This is a genomic window from Candidatus Neomicrothrix sp., from assembly GCF_035329545.1.
Classification (GTDB): Bacteria; Actinomycetota; Acidimicrobiia; order Acidimicrobiales; family Microtrichaceae; genus Microthrix; species Microthrix subdominans.
The window spans coordinates 1-14738 of record NZ_DAOLGP010000017.1; the positions used below are offsets into that span (position 1 = coordinate 1).

The 14738-nt window shown below is 69.2% G+C and carries 13 protein-coding genes; 2 read left to right on the forward strand and 11 right to left on the reverse strand.

Going from position 1 to position 14738, the window contains the following annotated elements; translation table 11 throughout:
• Window positions 1-585: xanthine dehydrogenase family protein molybdopterin-binding subunit (locus PKD89_RS10795; RefSeq protein WP_324332434.1), on the forward strand; the 585-nt coding region annotated here is incomplete at its 5' end.
• 16 nt (window positions 586-601) lie between these two features.
• Here the strand turns inward: PKD89_RS10795 and PKD89_RS10800 are convergent.
• The 11 genes from PKD89_RS10800 to PKD89_RS10850 all read right to left on the reverse strand — a co-directional run bounded on the left by PKD89_RS10800 (window position 602) and on the right by PKD89_RS10850 (window position 13767).
• A complete protein-coding gene (locus PKD89_RS10800) occupies window positions 602-2755 on the reverse strand; it encodes a hypothetical protein (RefSeq protein WP_289011401.1) in 2154 nt (717 codons plus the stop codon).
• A gap of 23 nt (window positions 2756-2778) precedes the next feature.
• On the reverse strand, window positions 2779-3444 hold the full coding sequence (locus tag PKD89_RS10805) for a response regulator transcription factor (RefSeq protein ID WP_287378942.1): 666 nt from the start codon (window positions 3442-3444) through the stop codon (window positions 2779-2781).
• Window positions 3445-3678: 234 nt separating this feature from the next.
• Entirely contained in the window at window positions 3679-4440 is a 762-nt protein-coding gene (locus PKD89_RS10810; RefSeq protein WP_287389833.1) for a nitrilase-related carbon-nitrogen hydrolase, read from the reverse strand.
• 217 nt (window positions 4441-4657) lie between these two features.
• Window positions 4658-6424, reverse strand: coding sequence for an HNH endonuclease signature motif containing protein (locus PKD89_RS10815; protein WP_324332435.1), 1767 nt, complete (start codon window positions 6422-6424; stop codon window positions 4658-4660).
• Window positions 6425-6700: 276 nt separating this feature from the next.
• Window positions 6701-7861: an aminotransferase class I/II-fold pyridoxal phosphate-dependent enzyme gene (locus PKD89_RS10820; protein ID WP_425591245.1), complete on the reverse strand. Its 1161-nt coding sequence runs from the start codon at window positions 7859-7861 to the stop codon at window positions 6701-6703.
• A gap of 35 nt (window positions 7862-7896) precedes the next feature.
• Window positions 7897-8940, reverse strand: coding sequence for an SDR family NAD(P)-dependent oxidoreductase (locus PKD89_RS10825; protein ID WP_287389827.1), 1044 nt, complete (start codon window positions 8938-8940; stop codon window positions 7897-7899).
• A 249-nt stretch (window positions 8941-9189) separates the two neighbouring features.
• A complete protein-coding gene (locus PKD89_RS10830) occupies window positions 9190-10392 on the reverse strand; it encodes an acetyl-CoA C-acetyltransferase (protein WP_289011948.1) in 1203 nt (400 codons plus the stop codon).
• A 141-nt stretch (window positions 10393-10533) separates the two neighbouring features.
• Complete coding sequence (locus tag PKD89_RS10835) at window positions 10534-11109, reverse strand: DUF1990 family protein (protein WP_289011947.1); 576 nt, start codon at window positions 11107-11109, stop codon at window positions 10534-10536.
• A 16-nt stretch (window positions 11110-11125) separates the two neighbouring features.
• Entirely contained in the window at window positions 11126-11629 is a 504-nt protein-coding gene (locus tag PKD89_RS10840; protein ID WP_289011946.1) for a MaoC family dehydratase, read from the reverse strand.
• Between the two features lie 60 nt (window positions 11630-11689).
• Window positions 11690-12484 carry an SDR family oxidoreductase gene (locus tag PKD89_RS10845; protein WP_287378951.1) on the reverse strand — a complete coding sequence of 265 codons (795 nt, stop codon included), beginning with the start codon at window positions 12482-12484 and terminating at the stop codon, window positions 11690-11692.
• Window positions 12485-12555: 71 nt separating this feature from the next.
• Window positions 12556-13767: an acyl-CoA dehydrogenase family protein gene (locus tag PKD89_RS10850; protein WP_287378952.1), complete on the reverse strand. Its 1212-nt coding sequence runs from the start codon at window positions 13765-13767 to the stop codon at window positions 12556-12558.
• A gap of 121 nt (window positions 13768-13888) precedes the next feature.
• Between PKD89_RS10850 and PKD89_RS10855 the strand changes: the two genes are divergently transcribed.
• Window positions 13889-14734, forward strand: a complete 846-nt coding sequence (locus tag PKD89_RS10855; RefSeq protein WP_289011945.1) for an alpha/beta hydrolase family esterase — start codon at window positions 13889-13891, stop codon at window positions 14732-14734.
• The last annotated feature ends 4 nt before the right edge of the window (window positions 14735-14738 follow it).

Consider the following 14738-nt stretch of genomic DNA (forward strand, 5'->3'; position numbering starts at 1 on the left):
GAGCTTGCGACCCATGTTGCCGAGCGCTCGACCCAGGCGGCGGTGGCCGACGAGCCCGCAACCGGCGTGCTGTCGGTGCTGCAGGGCGAGGCCGACCTGCCCTCCGCCGCCGCCACCTTTCCCTTCGGCGCCCACGTCGCAGTGGTCGAGATCGACCCGGAGACCGGGAAGGTCGACTACCTGCGCCACGTTGCCTGCGACGACGCCGGCCGCATCCTCAACCCCACCCTGGTCGACGGACAGGTTCACGGCGGCATTGCCCAGGGAGCGGCACAGGTGCTGTTCGAACAGATGGTGTACGACGAGGCCGGCAATCCGCTGACGGTCACCCTGGGCGATTATCTGATGCCGTCGGCGGCCGAGCTGCCCAGCTTCGAACGGGTCGAGTCCCAGACCGAAACGCCGATCAACCCACTCGGTGCCAAGGGCATCGGTGAGTCCGGCACGATCGGTGCCACCCCGGCGCTTCAGAGCGCCGTGGTCGATGCGCTCGCCTACCTGGGCGTGCGCCACCTCGACCTGCCGATCACCCCCGAGAGGATCTGGCGCGCGCTCGAAGCTGCGGCGCTGGGACCAGCTGGCTGAGCGACGCTGGGCGCCCTCACCGGCGGGGTGATGGTTCGTTGCCCGATGCGCTGGCCGGCGCGCCGTCGAGTGTCAGCGACAGCTCGACGATCAACTCGGTGCGCGTCGGATGCTCGCCCCAGCCCAGCGTGCCGCCCAGCTCGGTGACCGCCCGTCGCGCCGACGCCAGCCCGAAGCCCCCGGAAGGAAGCTCGGCAGGCCCGGCTTCGGCAGGTGTCGGCGAGGTTTCGGGCAGGGCGGGATCAAACCGATCGTCGAGCGGGTCGACCGCGTCCGCCTCGGCGCGGTCGGGGATGCCTCGAAAGGGCACATCGGCCCGATTGCAGACGGTCAGTCGAACGTACCGGTCGTCGAGGTCCAGCCGGATGAGCGGTGCGGTGTCGTCGCTGTGGGCGAGCGCGTTGGCCAGGCCTTGGTTGGCGACCTGGACCAGCACCTCCATCACCTCCCCGCCGACGGGTCGATCCCCTGTCGACTCGACGACCGGCGACAGCCCGAGCAGTTCGTAGCCAGCGGCGCACGCGGCGAGGGCGTCGGCGAGTGCCCCGGACTCGTCGTGTTCGCCACCGGACAGTTCGGTCTCCAGCGCCTCGGTCGTCGCTGCGATGATCTGGGCCAGGCGGCTCGGGTCCTCGTCAGGGTGGGTCAACAGGTAGCGCAGCGACTGGCAGGCCGTGTCGTGCACGGCGTCCTGAGCGGCGACCGTCTCGGCCTCGGCCACCTGCTTGGCGACCGTGGCGATCGTCTCGTTGGCGTGCCGTTCCAGCTGATTGAGCGAGTTGAACACGGCGGTGTGGGAGCGTCGCAACGCCATTCCCGCCGCCATTCCGTTGATCCAGTCGACCTGCCACCGAAACCGATGCGTTCGCGCCGCCGGCGAGAAATACCGGTCGCCGAGAAACATGGCGGCACCGATGATTCCCCACGCCCTGAGCAGGTTGGGAAACTCGGCAATTCGGGTGGCCGCCACGGCGATGTGTACCTGGGTTTGGCCCGCCGCCCAGGTGCCGGCGACGTTGCGGTCGCTCGAGGCGCACTCGAAGGCGATGAGCAGCACAGCGAAGAGGGTGTCGGCCCGGCGGCTCCACGTGCGATCCAAGAAGGCGGGATGGGAGTCGGACCCCGGGCGTCCCCGAAGGCCGAGCCGCCCCAAGGTGACCGCTGCGGTGTAGATCGTCGACGACGTGAGCCCGGCGACCACCCAGCCGCGCCGCTGCTGGCGGTCGAACCTCGATGTGGTCACGAGAAGCGTGCTGATCAGCGTGGCCCCCACGACGGCGATGTCGCCGAAGGTCAGGCCCTGCTCGGTGCGCTCGATCAGGCGGGTCATCTCGGAAGCGTGGTCTGCCGCCGCAGCGGCGGGCGACGCTGTTTCGTCGTCCTCCGCACCCGCCAACCAGGCGCGGAGGGGCTCGTAGGTGGCGGACGAACAGGCCAGGGCCGCGTCGATGCGGTCCTCGCGCAGGTGGCCCGCGATGTTGTTGAGCGAGTCGACCGTGTCCCGCAGGCGCCGTTCGCGCAGCTCGCGCCGTGCCCGATCGGCCAGCAGCCGCGCCTGTTCGCTCATCAACCGGGTGCTGGCACGATCGGCCTGGGCACCGGCCTGAGTGACCTTGTGGACGGCCCAGCGTGAGCCCAGCCCCACCCCGATCGAGTTCAAGACGTTGCGACTGGCGATGTCGCTTGGCAGCCAGGACCGCTGATGGCGCCAGGCATCGACCTGGGGGAGGAGGTGAGCCAGCATCGCCGGCTCCGGTCGGTTCGGCAGCGCCAGCGCCAGCGCGGCGTTCCCCCACCAGGTCCAGAGCCCGAACCAGTCGTCGCCACGGTCGCGGTCGGCAGCACGGACGATGTGGGGGGAAAGCGCCATCAGAGCAGCCGAAGTGCCGATCACCTCGGCCGCCATCACCGGATCGTCGACCGACGAATCTCGTCCGTGACGTCGGCGCCATTCCCAGGCGGTGGCACCACCGGCGATCGCCGTCGCCAGCCACCCGAGCGCACGGCTCCGGGGCCCCCGCTGCGGGTCCATGGTGACGAATGCGGCGTTCGCCACCTGGCTCACGCGCAGGAGCAGGTAGCCCTCCCACAGAGCGTCACCCCACCGCTGCTCCATCGACGAGGCAGCGGTCACCGCCGCGGGGTCGGCGGCCGATGGATCGGTAGACACGAGGGAGACGCCGCTCGACGCCGCTAGGACTCGCTGGGACCGAGGCCGTGCTCGACCGCCCACGAGGCCAGCGCCGAGCGCTTCTTGCCCTTGAGGTCGAGCTTGGCGATGATCGAGCTGATGACGTTGTCCACCGTGCCGCCGGCGAGCCCGACCCGCAGTGCGATCTCCTTGCTGGTTGCACCGCTGGGAATCTCGTGCAAGACCCGCCGCTCGAGGTCGGTCAGCTCCTCGCCGCCGGGCAGGTACTCCACGCCGGCCTCGTAGGTGCGGCCGGCGGCCGCTTCGAGCACGGCGGTGACCAACTCGCCGCCGGCGGCCGACTTGGACACGAAGCCCAACGCTCCTGCCCGCAACGCCTCATCGCGGATGATCGCCGAACCGTGCATCGTGTAGACGACCGACGGAATGCCCCAGCTGGAGACCAGGGCAACGCTCTCGACCCCCCGGGTCTCGTGGCGAACCGCCAGGTCGATCACCGCCACCTTGACCTGTGAGGGCGTCCGCAGAGGCAGCGGCACCGCTCCAAACGATGGAAAAGTGCCGAGCACCTCCAGGCGCGCGTCCTCGCCGAGTTCCTCAGCGACGCCCCGCCGCGTCAGCGGATGGTCGTCGACGGCGATCACCCGCACCGGCGCCGTGGCCCCCGACCCGCCGGACACGTGGGTGTTGTCAATCCTTGCGGTCATCCTGCCCTCCCGACCGGATGGTAGCGCGATCGCAGCCGGTCACCCCCTTGAAACTCATGCAGTTCCAATCTCATGCCATGTGACGGAATCGCCATCCGGCCAGAGCTCACCGGATGATGCGCAGTCGTTCCGCCTGCAGCGCTTGGTCGGTCGCCTCGGGTGGCAGCGCGACCGCCTTCGTAGCGCCGATCTGGAGCCTGCGTTTGAGCAGCTCTTCTGGTGGGCGATCCGGAGCTAGTCGCGTCGGTCGGCCAGGAAACCGAACCGCTCTCGCGTGGCCGCTGTGGCCCCCGGATCGATGTCGACCAGCAGCACGGCTTGGCGTTCGGAAGCCTCGGCCAGCACCTCGCCGTTCGGGCTGATCACCGCCGAGTCGCCGGCATAGTCCAGCTGGTTGCCGTCGGTGCCCACCCGGTTCACCCCCACCACATAGGCCAGGTTCTCCACCGCTCGAGCCCGCAGCAGCGCCCGCCAGTGCTCGCGGCGAGGACGAGGCCAGTTGGCCACCACCAGGTATCCGTCCACCTCGGTAGCCCGGCTCCAGTAGTCGTAGCTGAAGCGAAGGTCGTAACAGACGGTGAGGCCCCAGACCATGCCGTCGATCTCGACCGTGGCCAGGTCGTCGCCGGGGTCGTACACATCGGGTTCCCTGCCGAAGCTGAAGGGGTGGCGCTTGTCGTAGGTAGTCTCCGTCCCGTCGGGGCCGGCCACCACCAGCCGGTTGCGGGGCCGGCCGGTGCTGGTATCGATCGGCAGGGATCCGGCGATCCAACATCCCAGGGTCGTCGCCTGGTCGTGCATCCAGGCGACGCTCGGCCCGTCGGGAGCCTCGACCACCGCCTCGGCATCCAGGCTGAACCCGGTGGCGAACATCTCGGTCAACACGACCAGCCGGGCGCCTCCGGCGGCTGCAAAGCTCAGCCGTGGCTCCAACGTCTTTCGGGTGGCGGCAGCATCTTCCCAAACGATGTCGTGTTGCACGGCGGCGATCAGCATCACCCCAGTGTGGCGTCCACCCGGCCGACACGCCTACCGGTGCACCGTGCTCGCCGGTTCGGCGTTCCCACCGGCGCGCCATCTCTGCCTGCGGGTGCGGCGTGCCATTCGGGTGAGATGCAACCAGGGGTGGGGATGACCTCATCGTCGCCCAGTGACCGGAGGGTCCTTCTTGGGTGGGACGCGATGACGGGCGATGCGACCGTCGTGCACACGATCAGGCGGCAGCGGGCGGCCTGCCACGCCGTTGGGCAGCGCTTGGACGTGAGGGTCTGGCCGGGGTCGCTGGCGACTGGGTTGCTGGCGGGTCGCCACCCGACGGGCTGGGCTGACCCACACCGTCCGGTTCGCCCGAACGGCTGGGTTGGATTGGTACTGGCCGGATCGACCTTGGTTGGACCTTGAATCCTTCGGGGGTTGTCGAGATCGTGAGGCCGTGTTCGTGGACCCGGTGGTGGTGCTTGGAGCACAGGAGGCAGAGGTTGTCGAGGTCGGTTTTTCCGCCCTGGGACCACCAGTTGATGTGGTGCACTTGGCACCATTCGGCTGCCGTGCCGCAGACGATGCAGCCGCGGTCGCGCGCGGTGACAGCGGCTCGTTGCGCGGAGGTGGCGAGGCGTTGACTTCGCCCGAGCCACAGCGGTTGGCCGGTCGTGTCGAAGATGGCGGGGAGCACTTCGGCGTCGCAGGCCAGCGTGGCGACCGCTTCGGCCGACAGCGGGGTTCCGTCGGGTAGCGATCCACCGACCAAGTGCTGGCGAAGCGCGTCGAGGTTGGCGATCACCATCAGCTGGGTCGGGTTCGGCGCCGGCGGAATGGGGTCCGGCGGAGTGGGGGCCGGCGCTGGAACTGGAGCGGATCCGGTTCCTGGTGTCGGGCAGGGTCGTGTTTGGTTGCCATTCCCGGACGTCGGGTCGGTGGTTGGGTCGCTCCGACGGTGTCGACGGGGATGCGGCGGCGGGGTGGACCCGGAGCGGGTGGCTGCGATCGGATCGTCGCTGGGCCAGTTTGAGTCGAAGTTGAAGCTTGATTGACCGGCTGTCGTATCACCATCGGCCTCTGACGGCGGACCGCCCGCGTGGCCCACCGCCGCGGTGCCAGAAGCCGAGGCGGCGGGACGTTCCGGTTGGCAAACCGAGGTGTCGTCCGTGTCGTCCGTGTCGTCGGTGTCGTCGGTGGCGTGGGTGCCGGCGGTGTCGTCGGTGTCGTCGGTGGCGTCGGTGTCTTCGGTGTCGTCCGGGTCGGTGGAACCGCCGGCCATGCCTGTTTGCCTGCCGCTACCGCTGGTGGAGGGACGACAGATGAGCGATTCAAGGGCATCGGCGCGGCGTTGGGCGACCATCCGCTTATTGTGCCGGAGGGCGCCGGACAGGTGCTCGGCCCGCCAGAGTTGGTCGGTCATCGCCGCCAACTGGGTGGAGATACGGGCGCCGGTGACCGGGTCGAACTGGGCGAACAGGTGGTGCATGCCCGTGTCGTCGTCGACCCACATCGACGCTTTGCGGCCCTGGCGCTGGCGCTGCTCGTGGGTCTTGCCGCCGTCGGGTGATCCGTCGATGTCTTCCTGACGCATCGTGCGAGCGAAGTCATCGGCGTTCTGGGCCTTGGCCTTCTCCAACAACGCGTCCTCGTTGTCTCGGACGTTGCGGGCCAGCTCAGGCTTGTCCATCCTGGACGCCATCTGTTCAGCCTGCTCGGCGCCGATTTCACCGCGTTCAAGCGCTTTGCGAGTTTTGGGCAGCCGGTCCAGCCCGCTGGCGGTCTTGGATGCCTTGCGGGCCTGACGTGATGACATATTGCCCGAGTTCCGCAATCGCTCGGCCACATCGCCGTGACGGCGGGCCAACTCGGCGATCACCAGCGATCGGCGGGCGATCACCATCGAATTCACCCTGGCCAATGCTTCGACCTCGGCATCCAACCCTGCTGCGTCCATCGCCGACACCTTCGTGCCGATCGACAACCCTCCGCACAAACAGTTCATGTTTCACCTCCCGCAACACTCCAGCGAACTCAACGCCCGAAGCCGCGACACATTGAAGACCACATCGTCGCTACCCGACATTGGCCGGGGCAGCACCGCCACCGCTGAACCTGGCGGACGACCGGCGTATCCGACAAAGGATTGACCGATTCGACCCGACTCGGGTCACCGTTTTTGATCCAGCGGACCCGGAACGGTATTGCGATGTACCCTCCATGGTGACGAACAAACGTTCGATTGTCAAGGGTTTGTCGGGAGATTTCCAGACAGGGATTTCTAGGGACGGGTCAGCCCCGCCAAGCGGCGCCCGGCCTCGGCGATCAGGTCCGGTCGCTTGCAGAACGCAAAGCGCACCAACGCTCCGGCCCGCTCGGGCTGGAGGTAGAACGAGCTCAGCGGGATCGCGCCGACGCCAACCGCCTCGGGCAGGCGTTGGCAGAACTCCAGGCCGTTTGTGGCGCCGGTCCACGCGGCATCGGCAACGACGAAGTAGCCGGCCTCGGGAACCGGAGCCTCGAAGCCGGCATCGGTGAGGACGTCGATGAGGAGGTCCCGCTGGGCGACCAGCCCCGAACGGATCTCGGCGATCGGAGCGTCCCCCAGGGCAAGCCCGGCGGCAACCCCGTGCTGGAGCGCGCCCGACGAGGTGTAGGTGAGGAACTGCTTGGTGCGCCGCACCGCATCGATCAGCTCGGCCGGTCCGGTGGCCCAGCCCACTTTCCAGCCGGTCAGCGCAAACGTCTTGGCAGCCGACGACAGGGTGATCGTGCGCTCGAACATGCCTGGCATCGTGGCCAGCGGCACGTGGCGGTTGCCGTCGAAGGTGAGGTGCTCGTACACCTCGTCGGTGATCACCACCAGATCGGCCTCGATCGCCACGTGGGCGATCGCCGCCCGCTCGGTCTCGTCGAGCACCCGCCCCGTCGGGTTGTGGGGCGAGTTGATCAACATCGCCCTGGTTCGCTCGGTCACCGCCGCGCTGAGCGCATCGGCGTCCAAGCGCCACCCGGGCGGCCTCAGCGTTACCGGTACCAGTTGCGCTCCGGCCAGGGAGGCGATGGCGCCGTAGCTGTCATAGCTGGGCTCGAGCGCGATCACCTCGTCGCCGGGGACGCACACCCCCAGCAGCGCGGCGGCGATGCCCTCGGTGCAGCCGACGGTGATCAGCACACCGGCATCGGGGTCGACGCTCAGGGCGTAATAGCGGGCCTGGTGATCGGCGATGGCGCGGCGCAGTTCCGGGATGCCGTCGCCGGGCGCGTACTGGTTGGGTCCGGCCCGCAGGGCGTTGGCCGCCGCCTCGATCATTTCGACCGGCCCGTCGACGTCAGGCGCACCTTGGCCCAGGTTGATGGCGCCGTGGGCTGCGGCCAACGCGCCCATCTCGGCGAAGATCGTGGTGCCCACCCCGGCCAGAGGGTGATCGGGCGGCAGCATCGGACGGTCGTCAGGCGACGCGCCGGAAGCGACGGTCACGGCGTCGCATCGCCGTCGAGCGCGGCGCTGCTCATCAGCCGACCTGCCCACTCGGGTTCGACGTGCCCCTCTTCCACCAGCCAGCGGTACGTGTCGGCGATCATGCTCCAACGGTCCCGGAAGCTCATGCCCAGGGCATCGAGCGTGGCCGAACTGTCGGCGGGCACCATGCGGGTGGCATCCTCCATCGCCTCGCGGGTGAGCTCGAAGTCCACCGGTGGGGCCACCGGAGCGCTTTCGGCCAACCGTCCGAGCCCCCGCATGACCGCGCCCGGCACCTTTCGACGCCGGGGCGATCGGCCGGTCATCTCGTCGAGGATGTCGGCCATCTCGCCCCAGCGGATGAAGTGCCCGCCCAACATGAACCGCCGTGGACCGCGCCCCGGCCGCATCATTGCGGTGTGGGCGGCGGCAAGGTCGCGCACGTCGACAAGGTTCATGCCACTGGGGAGGACCCAGCGGTCGCGAATCAAGGCGATCGCGGCCTGGTGCATCGCCGGTAGCGGGTGCTCGGGCACCCGGGGGCCGAACACCCCGCTGGGGTAGGTGATCGTCACCGGCGCGCCGGCCGCCTGCATGCCGCGGGCGAAGCGTTCGGCGTCGCCCTTGGACCGGGCATAGCCCTCGGAAGCGGCGCTCAGCGGCGAGGCGACGGTCAGCGAGGCGCCTTCGAGTGCGAACACCGCCACCGACGACACCGAGATGATCGGATCCAACCTGGCGGCCGCCGCCAGCTCGAGCACCGTCTCGGCCGCGGTGGTGTTGATGCGGTTGACCCGCTGAGCATCGGCCTTTTTCAGGGCGACGGTGGCGGCGGCGTGGACGACGGCGTCGCAGCCGTCGACCGCACGGTGCACGGCGGCACGATCGGTGGCGTCGCCCACAATCACGTCGCTCGGCCGCACGCCGAGCGGCTCGAACACCCTGTCGATCCGCTCGGGTCGCCGAGCCAACAGCCGAACCTGGTGCCCGTCGCGCAAGAGCGCTGCCGCGGTGTGTGAGCCGACGAACCCGGTGCCGCCGGTGATCAGTACTTTCACGTGTGCCTCCCGTTGGCGACCATGGTGCCATCCGCACGTCCGGCGGCCCAACGTGTCCATCGTCGGGGGAGCAACGTGTGAGCGAACGTTGCCTCGCCGTGTTGGCGTGGCTGGCCTGATCACCGTGGGGCGAATCTGCGATCAGCTCGGCCCGATCGATCCGGGCGGACGCGCAACCGCGCGCCCCGGAGGACGCGCGGTTGACGTGAATTAGAGATAGTGAGGGTCGCCCCTGAGCGGGGCGGGCACTCAGCTGAGGCGCTCGATCACCATGGCCATGCCCTGGCCACCGCCGACGCACATGCTCTCCACGCCAAAGGTCTTGTCCTCGGTCTGCAGGTTGTGGATCAGGGTGGTCATGATGCGGGCGCCGGTCATGCCGAACGGGTGACCGAGGGCGATTGAACCGCCGTGGACGTTGAGCTTCTCCATCGGGATGCCCAGCTCGTCGGCCGAGGGCAGCACCTGGGCGGCGAAGGCCTCGTTGATCTCGACCAGGTCGATGTCGTCGATGCCCATCTTGGCGCGGCCGAGGGCCTGCTTGATCGCCTCGACCGGGCCGAGGCCCATGATCTCGGGGTTGAGGCCGGACACGCCGGACGACACGATGCGTGCCAGCGGGGTCAGGCCCAGCTCCTTGGCCAGGGTGTCGGACATGACGACCACGCCGGCGGCGCCGTCGTTGAGGGGGCAGGCGTTACCAGCGGTCACCGTGCCGCCAGGGCGGAACACCGGGTTGAGGCCCGACAGCTTCTCGGCGGTCGTGCCGCGCCGAATGCCGTCGTCGTCCTTCACCACGGTGCCGTCGGGCAGCGTGATCGGGGTGATCTCCGCCTCCCAGTAGCCGCTGTCCAGGCTGGCCTCGGCCAGGTTCTGGGAGCGGGCGGCAAACTCGTCCTGGGCCTCGCGGCTGACCTGCTTGTACTCGGCCACGTTCTCGGCGGTCTGGCCCATGGCGATGTACAGGTCGGGCAGGCCGTCGTGGGGCGCCCAGTCGGCCTCGTTGCCCTCGGCCATCTTGGCGGTGCGGGCCTCGGCCTCCTCGAAGGTCGGGTTGTGGGGGCCGTCGGCCATGCCGTGGACGTAGCGGCTGACCGTCTCGACGCCGGCGGCGACGAAGCAATCGCCCTCGCCGGCCTTGATGGCGTGGGCGGCCATCCGGATCGTCATCAGCGACGACGAGCAGTAGCGGTTGACCGTGACGCCGGGAACCTGGTTCCAGCCGAGCAGCACGGCGGTGGCGCGACCGATGTTGTGGCCCGATTCGCCGGCCGGCTGGCCGCAACCCATCAGCAGGTCGTCGATGTGGTCCGGGGAGACCGCGGGCACCTTGCTCATCAGGTCGGTGAGCACCTGAGCGGACAGGTCGTCGGGACGGATGTCCTTCAGGGAGCCCTTCATGGCCCGACCGATCGGACTGCGGGCGGTGGCGACGATGACTGCTTCGGGCATGTTTCCTCCGGGTGGTTGGCCGGCGGGGTGTCGGCGGCGCGTGTCGACCCTAGATGCGGTCGACGGCCGGATCGATTCCCCCTGCCGATCTTGGTGACCGCATGGTAACAACCGCTGGCGCTCGAGCGCGAGCCGACGGCTTCAGCGGCGGGTGGTGGGCTCGGCTGGAACGGTGGTGAGGCCCACGAGGTAGCGATCGGTGGCTCGGCGCTGAAAGAAGCGCGTGGCCGGGAGGCCGATGCGGGTGATCAGGTTGCCGGGGCGCCACACCGCCTCGATGACGGCTCCGATCGCACCCCGACCGTCGCGTTCGACGAGAAACAACTCCTCACCCCGCTCGGGGTGGTGGGGGAGCGTGGCGTAGACGAAGCCGAACCGGTCGGGCTCGTCGATGACCTCGACGATGCGGCACGTGCCGGTGACCGAACCGGGGCCGATGGGGTAGGCGAAGGCCAGCGTGGTGTCGACGGCAATGTCCGGCGTCGGGGGCGAGAGGGTGAGCCCTGCGGTGCGCTGCGCCGCCCAGGTCGTGATCGCCCGACGGGCGACGTCGAAATCGTCGTGTTCGACCCGGCGGGTCCAGCGGTCACGACGAAACCCGGGTGGGGCAGGGGCGTGCACCATGCCCGCCGGCGCAGTGGGTACGTCTGCGGCCGCCGACTCCGCCAGCGTGGCCAGCGCGTCGGTCGACGGCCGTCCGAGATGGAAGATCGACATGGCGGTCGCTCCGTGGTTAGGGGAAGAAGCGGCTGACCGTGTCGACCACGCAGCTCGGCTTGGCCGCACCGTCGACCGTGACGCTCACCCGGACCACCGCCTGGGTGCCGCCGCCGACCTCGTCGACCGACATCACCTCGGCGGTGCCCCGCACAACCGAACCGACCGGCACCGGCGACGGGAACCGCACCTTGTCGACTCCCACGTTGACGCCCATCGACGTGCCGGTGACCTCCAACATTTTGGGCATCAGGTCGTTGACGAGCGACAGGGTGAGGTAGCCGTGGGCGATCGGGCCTCCGAACGGGCTCTCGGCGTTGGCCCGCTCGACGTCGACGTGAATCCACTGGTGATCGCCGGTGGCGTCGGCAAACGTGTTGACCCGCTCCTGGGTGATCTCCACGCCATCGGTGGGGCCCAGGGTGGTGCCGACCAGGGAGGCCAGGTCGCCCAACGCCACCTTGCTGACCGGCTGTGGGCTGACCGGCTGTGGTGTGGTGGGGCTGGATGTGTCACTCATCGCTGGGTCCTTCGTACTCGGGGCATGGCTGCTCGATGGTCTGAAGCGTTGGGGTGCGGCTCAGGCGTGCTGGCTGGAGACCGAGATGACCTCGCCGGTGAGATAGCTGGCCAGGTCGGAGGCGAGGAACACCATCACGTTGGCCACCTCCCACGGCTCGGCGCCACGACCAAAGGCCTCTTGGCCGCGCAACTGGTCGAGCAGCCCATCCGGGGTGACCTTCTCCAGGAAGGCGTGCATCGCCAGGCTCGGGGCCACGGCGTTGATGCGCACGTCGTGCTTGGCGGCCTCCATCGCGGCCGAACGGGTCAGCGCCATCACGCCGGCCTTGGCGGCGGCGTAGTGGGCCTGCAGCTCCTGGGCCCGCCAGCCCAGCACCGAGGCATTGTTGACAACGGCCCCGCCGCCACGCTCGTACATGTGGGGCAGCACTGCGCGCAGGCATCGGAACGTGCCGGTGAGGGTGACGTCGAGCACCATCGACCACTGCTCGTCGGTCATCTCGACGATCGGGGCGTTGCCGCCCAGGCCGGCGTTGTTCATCCACACGTCGATGCCGCCGAGGGCCTCGATCGAGCCCTGGACCAGGTGCTGCACCTGTTCCTCGTCGGTGACGTTGCACAGGATCGTGGTCGGCCGGGGGCCGAGCTCGGCAAGCCGGTCGGCGGTCTCGCCCAGGCGGCGCTCGTGCAGGTCGGAGATCACCAAGCGGGCACCCTCCAGCTGGCATCGCTCGGCGAGCGCCGATCCGATGCCGGTCCCGGCGGCGGCGGTGATGACGACGCCCTTCCCTTCGAGCAGGTGTCGGCCTGGGGGCGGTTGCGGAGCGGTCGGCACGGCGTTCTGGTCGGTCATGTCATTACCTGTCGTTCGTCGGAGGGAGGTGCTGGGGGTCGTTTGGTGGGGCGAAGATGGGGGCGGGCCCACTACCTGGCCGGGGGGCGGGGTTCCCGGGGGAGGCCGAGCGCCCGCTCGCCGATCACATTGCGCTGGATCTGGTTGGACCCGCCGTAGATCGTGTCGGATCGAGTGAAGAAGAACAGCCGATGGGCCGCCTCCATCTCGTCGGCGTCGTGGGTATTGTCCGCCCGGCCGTAGGGGGTGAGCGTCGCTTCGGGCCCAAGGGCGTCCATGGCGGCCTCGCCCATGTCGCGGTGCAGGCCGGCCCAGTACAGCTTGTGGATCATCGCCTCGGGCATGAGCTCGCCCGACTCGGCCACGCCCAGGCTGCGCACCGAGTTCCAGCGCATGATGCGCAGGCGCACCCACAGCGACGCCAGTTGCTGGCGCAAGGACGGATCATCCCACCGGCCGGTGCGGCGGGCATCGGCGCAGATCTCGTGAAGCTCGTGCTCAAAAGCAGCCTGCTGGCCCAGCGTGAGCGCGCCCCGCTCGAAGGCCAGGGTGCCCATCGCCACCTTCCAGCCCTCGCCCGGCTCGCCGACCACCAGGTCGGCGTCGGTCCGAGCGCCGTCGAAAAACACCTCGTTGAACTCGGCGGTTCCCGTGATTTGGCGGATCGGCCGGGTCTCGATGCCGTCGGCGTTCATCGGCACGAGCAGGTAGCTCAGCCCGTGGTGGCGGACGCTGTCCGGCTCGGTGCGGGCCACGACGAAGCACCAGTCCGACCACTGGGCCAGCGACGTCCACACCTTCTGGCCGTCGAGCACCCACTGGTCCCCATCGAGGCGGGCCTTGGTGGTGACGTTGGCCAGGTCGCTGCCGGCGTTGGGCTCGGAGTAGCCCTGGCACCAGTACTGCGTGCCGTCGACGATGCCGGGCAGGAACCGTTGCTGTTGGTCGGCGCTGCCGAAGTGGATCAGCGTGGGGCCGAGCAGGCCCTCACCGATCAGTCCGGCCCGGCCGGGCCCGCCGGCACGGGAGTACTCCTCGTGAAAGATCACCTCGAGGTGCAGCGGTAGGCCTCGGCCGCCGTGCTCGGTGGGCCAGCCCACGCAGGTCCAACCGCCGGAGGCCAACTCGCGCTCCCAGGCCATGCGCTCGGCGATGAAGGAGTGCTCGTCGCCGGGCCCACCCCGGCCGGCGAGCTGAGCGAACTCGCCGGTGAGATGCTCGTGCATCCACGAGCTCACCTCCTCGCGAAAGCTCTGTTCCTCCGCGGAGAGTCCGAAGTCCACGTCTCGCTCCTCTGCGGCGTCGGGGAAGACCGCTCGCGGATGCTACCCGGCGGCCGATTTCCGGGGGCAGTTCAGGGTTGGTTCCACTCAGCCGTCACACTTGGGCGGTGGAGATGTCGACATGAGGCGCGCGTGGCCCTGGCTGATCGTGGCCGTGGTGCTCGCCGGAGCGCTGTGGTGGAACGCTCGGGGGTCGTCCTCGATGGAGCGCAAGAGCATCTCGACCGGTGGCGAGCGACGCGAGTATGCCTGGTTCACCCCCGAGTCCGTCGCCGACGACGCGGGTCGGCACCCGGTGGTGATCGCGCTGCACAGCCTGGGTATGGAGGGCGAGGGCATGGCCTACGTCGGTGCCTGGGGCGAACCAGCGCAGGCCGGTGAATTTCTGGTGGCGTTTCCCGACGGGCTCGATGACTCCTGGAATGCCGGCACGTGCTGTGGGGCGAGCATGCGCAACGAGGTGAGCGACGTCGCCTTCATCAACGACTTGATCACCTGGGTACGCAACCAGCCCAACGTCGACCCGGACCGCATCTCGATCGTCGGGTTTTCCAATGGGGGGATGTTGGCGTTGGCGCTCGCCTGCAACGCGCCGGAAGGGGTGAACGCCGTGGTGACCACCGGTGCGCTGCCCACCGCCGGCTGCACCCCGGAGGTCCCGCCCAATGTGTTGTTGATCACATCCTCCTCCGACACCACGGTGCCGCCGGCGGGAGGCGACGGCGATTTGGTTGCCGGGACGATCTCTGGGTCCTTCCCGTCGCTGGATGACTCGGTCCGGTTGATATCCGAGGTGCACGCCTGCGACCTGCCGGCGCCGGTGAAGGCCCCGTTCCCCGGCGTACTCACCAGCAGGACGTGCGCCGACGACGCCCGGCTGGATACGGCCTTCTGGCCGGAGCTCGGCCACGACTATGACGGTTCGGTCACCGAGCTGATGGTGTGGTGGCTCGACCTGGACGGCTGAGCAC

What these genes read in the sequence shown, in the direction of transcription:
- PKD89_RS10805 (WP_287378942.1), bottom strand. Translation starts at nt 3,444, where the DNA reads ATGACCGCAAGGATTGACAACACCCACGTGTCCGGCGGGTCGGGGGCC.
- PKD89_RS10810 (WP_287389833.1), bottom strand. Translation starts at nt 4,440, where the DNA reads ATGCTGATCGCCGCCGTGCAACACGACATCGTTTGGGAAGATGCTGCC.
- PKD89_RS10815 (WP_324332435.1), bottom strand. Translation starts at nt 6,424, where the DNA reads ATGAACTGTTTGTGCGGAGGGTTGTCGATCGGCACGAAGGTGTCGGCG.
- PKD89_RS10820 (WP_425591245.1), bottom strand. Translation starts at nt 7,861, where the DNA reads ATGCTGCCGCCCGATCACCCTCTGGCCGGGGTGGGCACCACGATCTTC.
- PKD89_RS10830 (WP_289011948.1), bottom strand. Translation starts at nt 10,392, where the DNA reads ATGCCCGAAGCAGTCATCGTCGCCACCGCCCGCAGTCCGATCGGTCGG.
- PKD89_RS10835 (WP_289011947.1), bottom strand. Translation starts at nt 11,109, where the DNA reads ATGTCGATCTTCCATCTCGGACGGCCGTCGACCGACGCGCTGGCCACG.
- PKD89_RS10840 (WP_289011946.1), bottom strand. Translation starts at nt 11,629, where the DNA reads ATGAGTGACACATCCAGCCCCACCACACCACAGCCGGTCAGCCCACAG.
- PKD89_RS10845 (WP_287378951.1), bottom strand. Translation starts at nt 12,484, where the DNA reads ATGACCGACCAGAACGCCGTGCCGACCGCTCCGCAACCGCCCCCAGGC.
- PKD89_RS10855 (WP_289011945.1), top strand. Translation starts at nt 13,889, where the DNA reads ATGAGGCGCGCGTGGCCCTGGCTGATCGTGGCCGTGGTGCTCGCCGGA.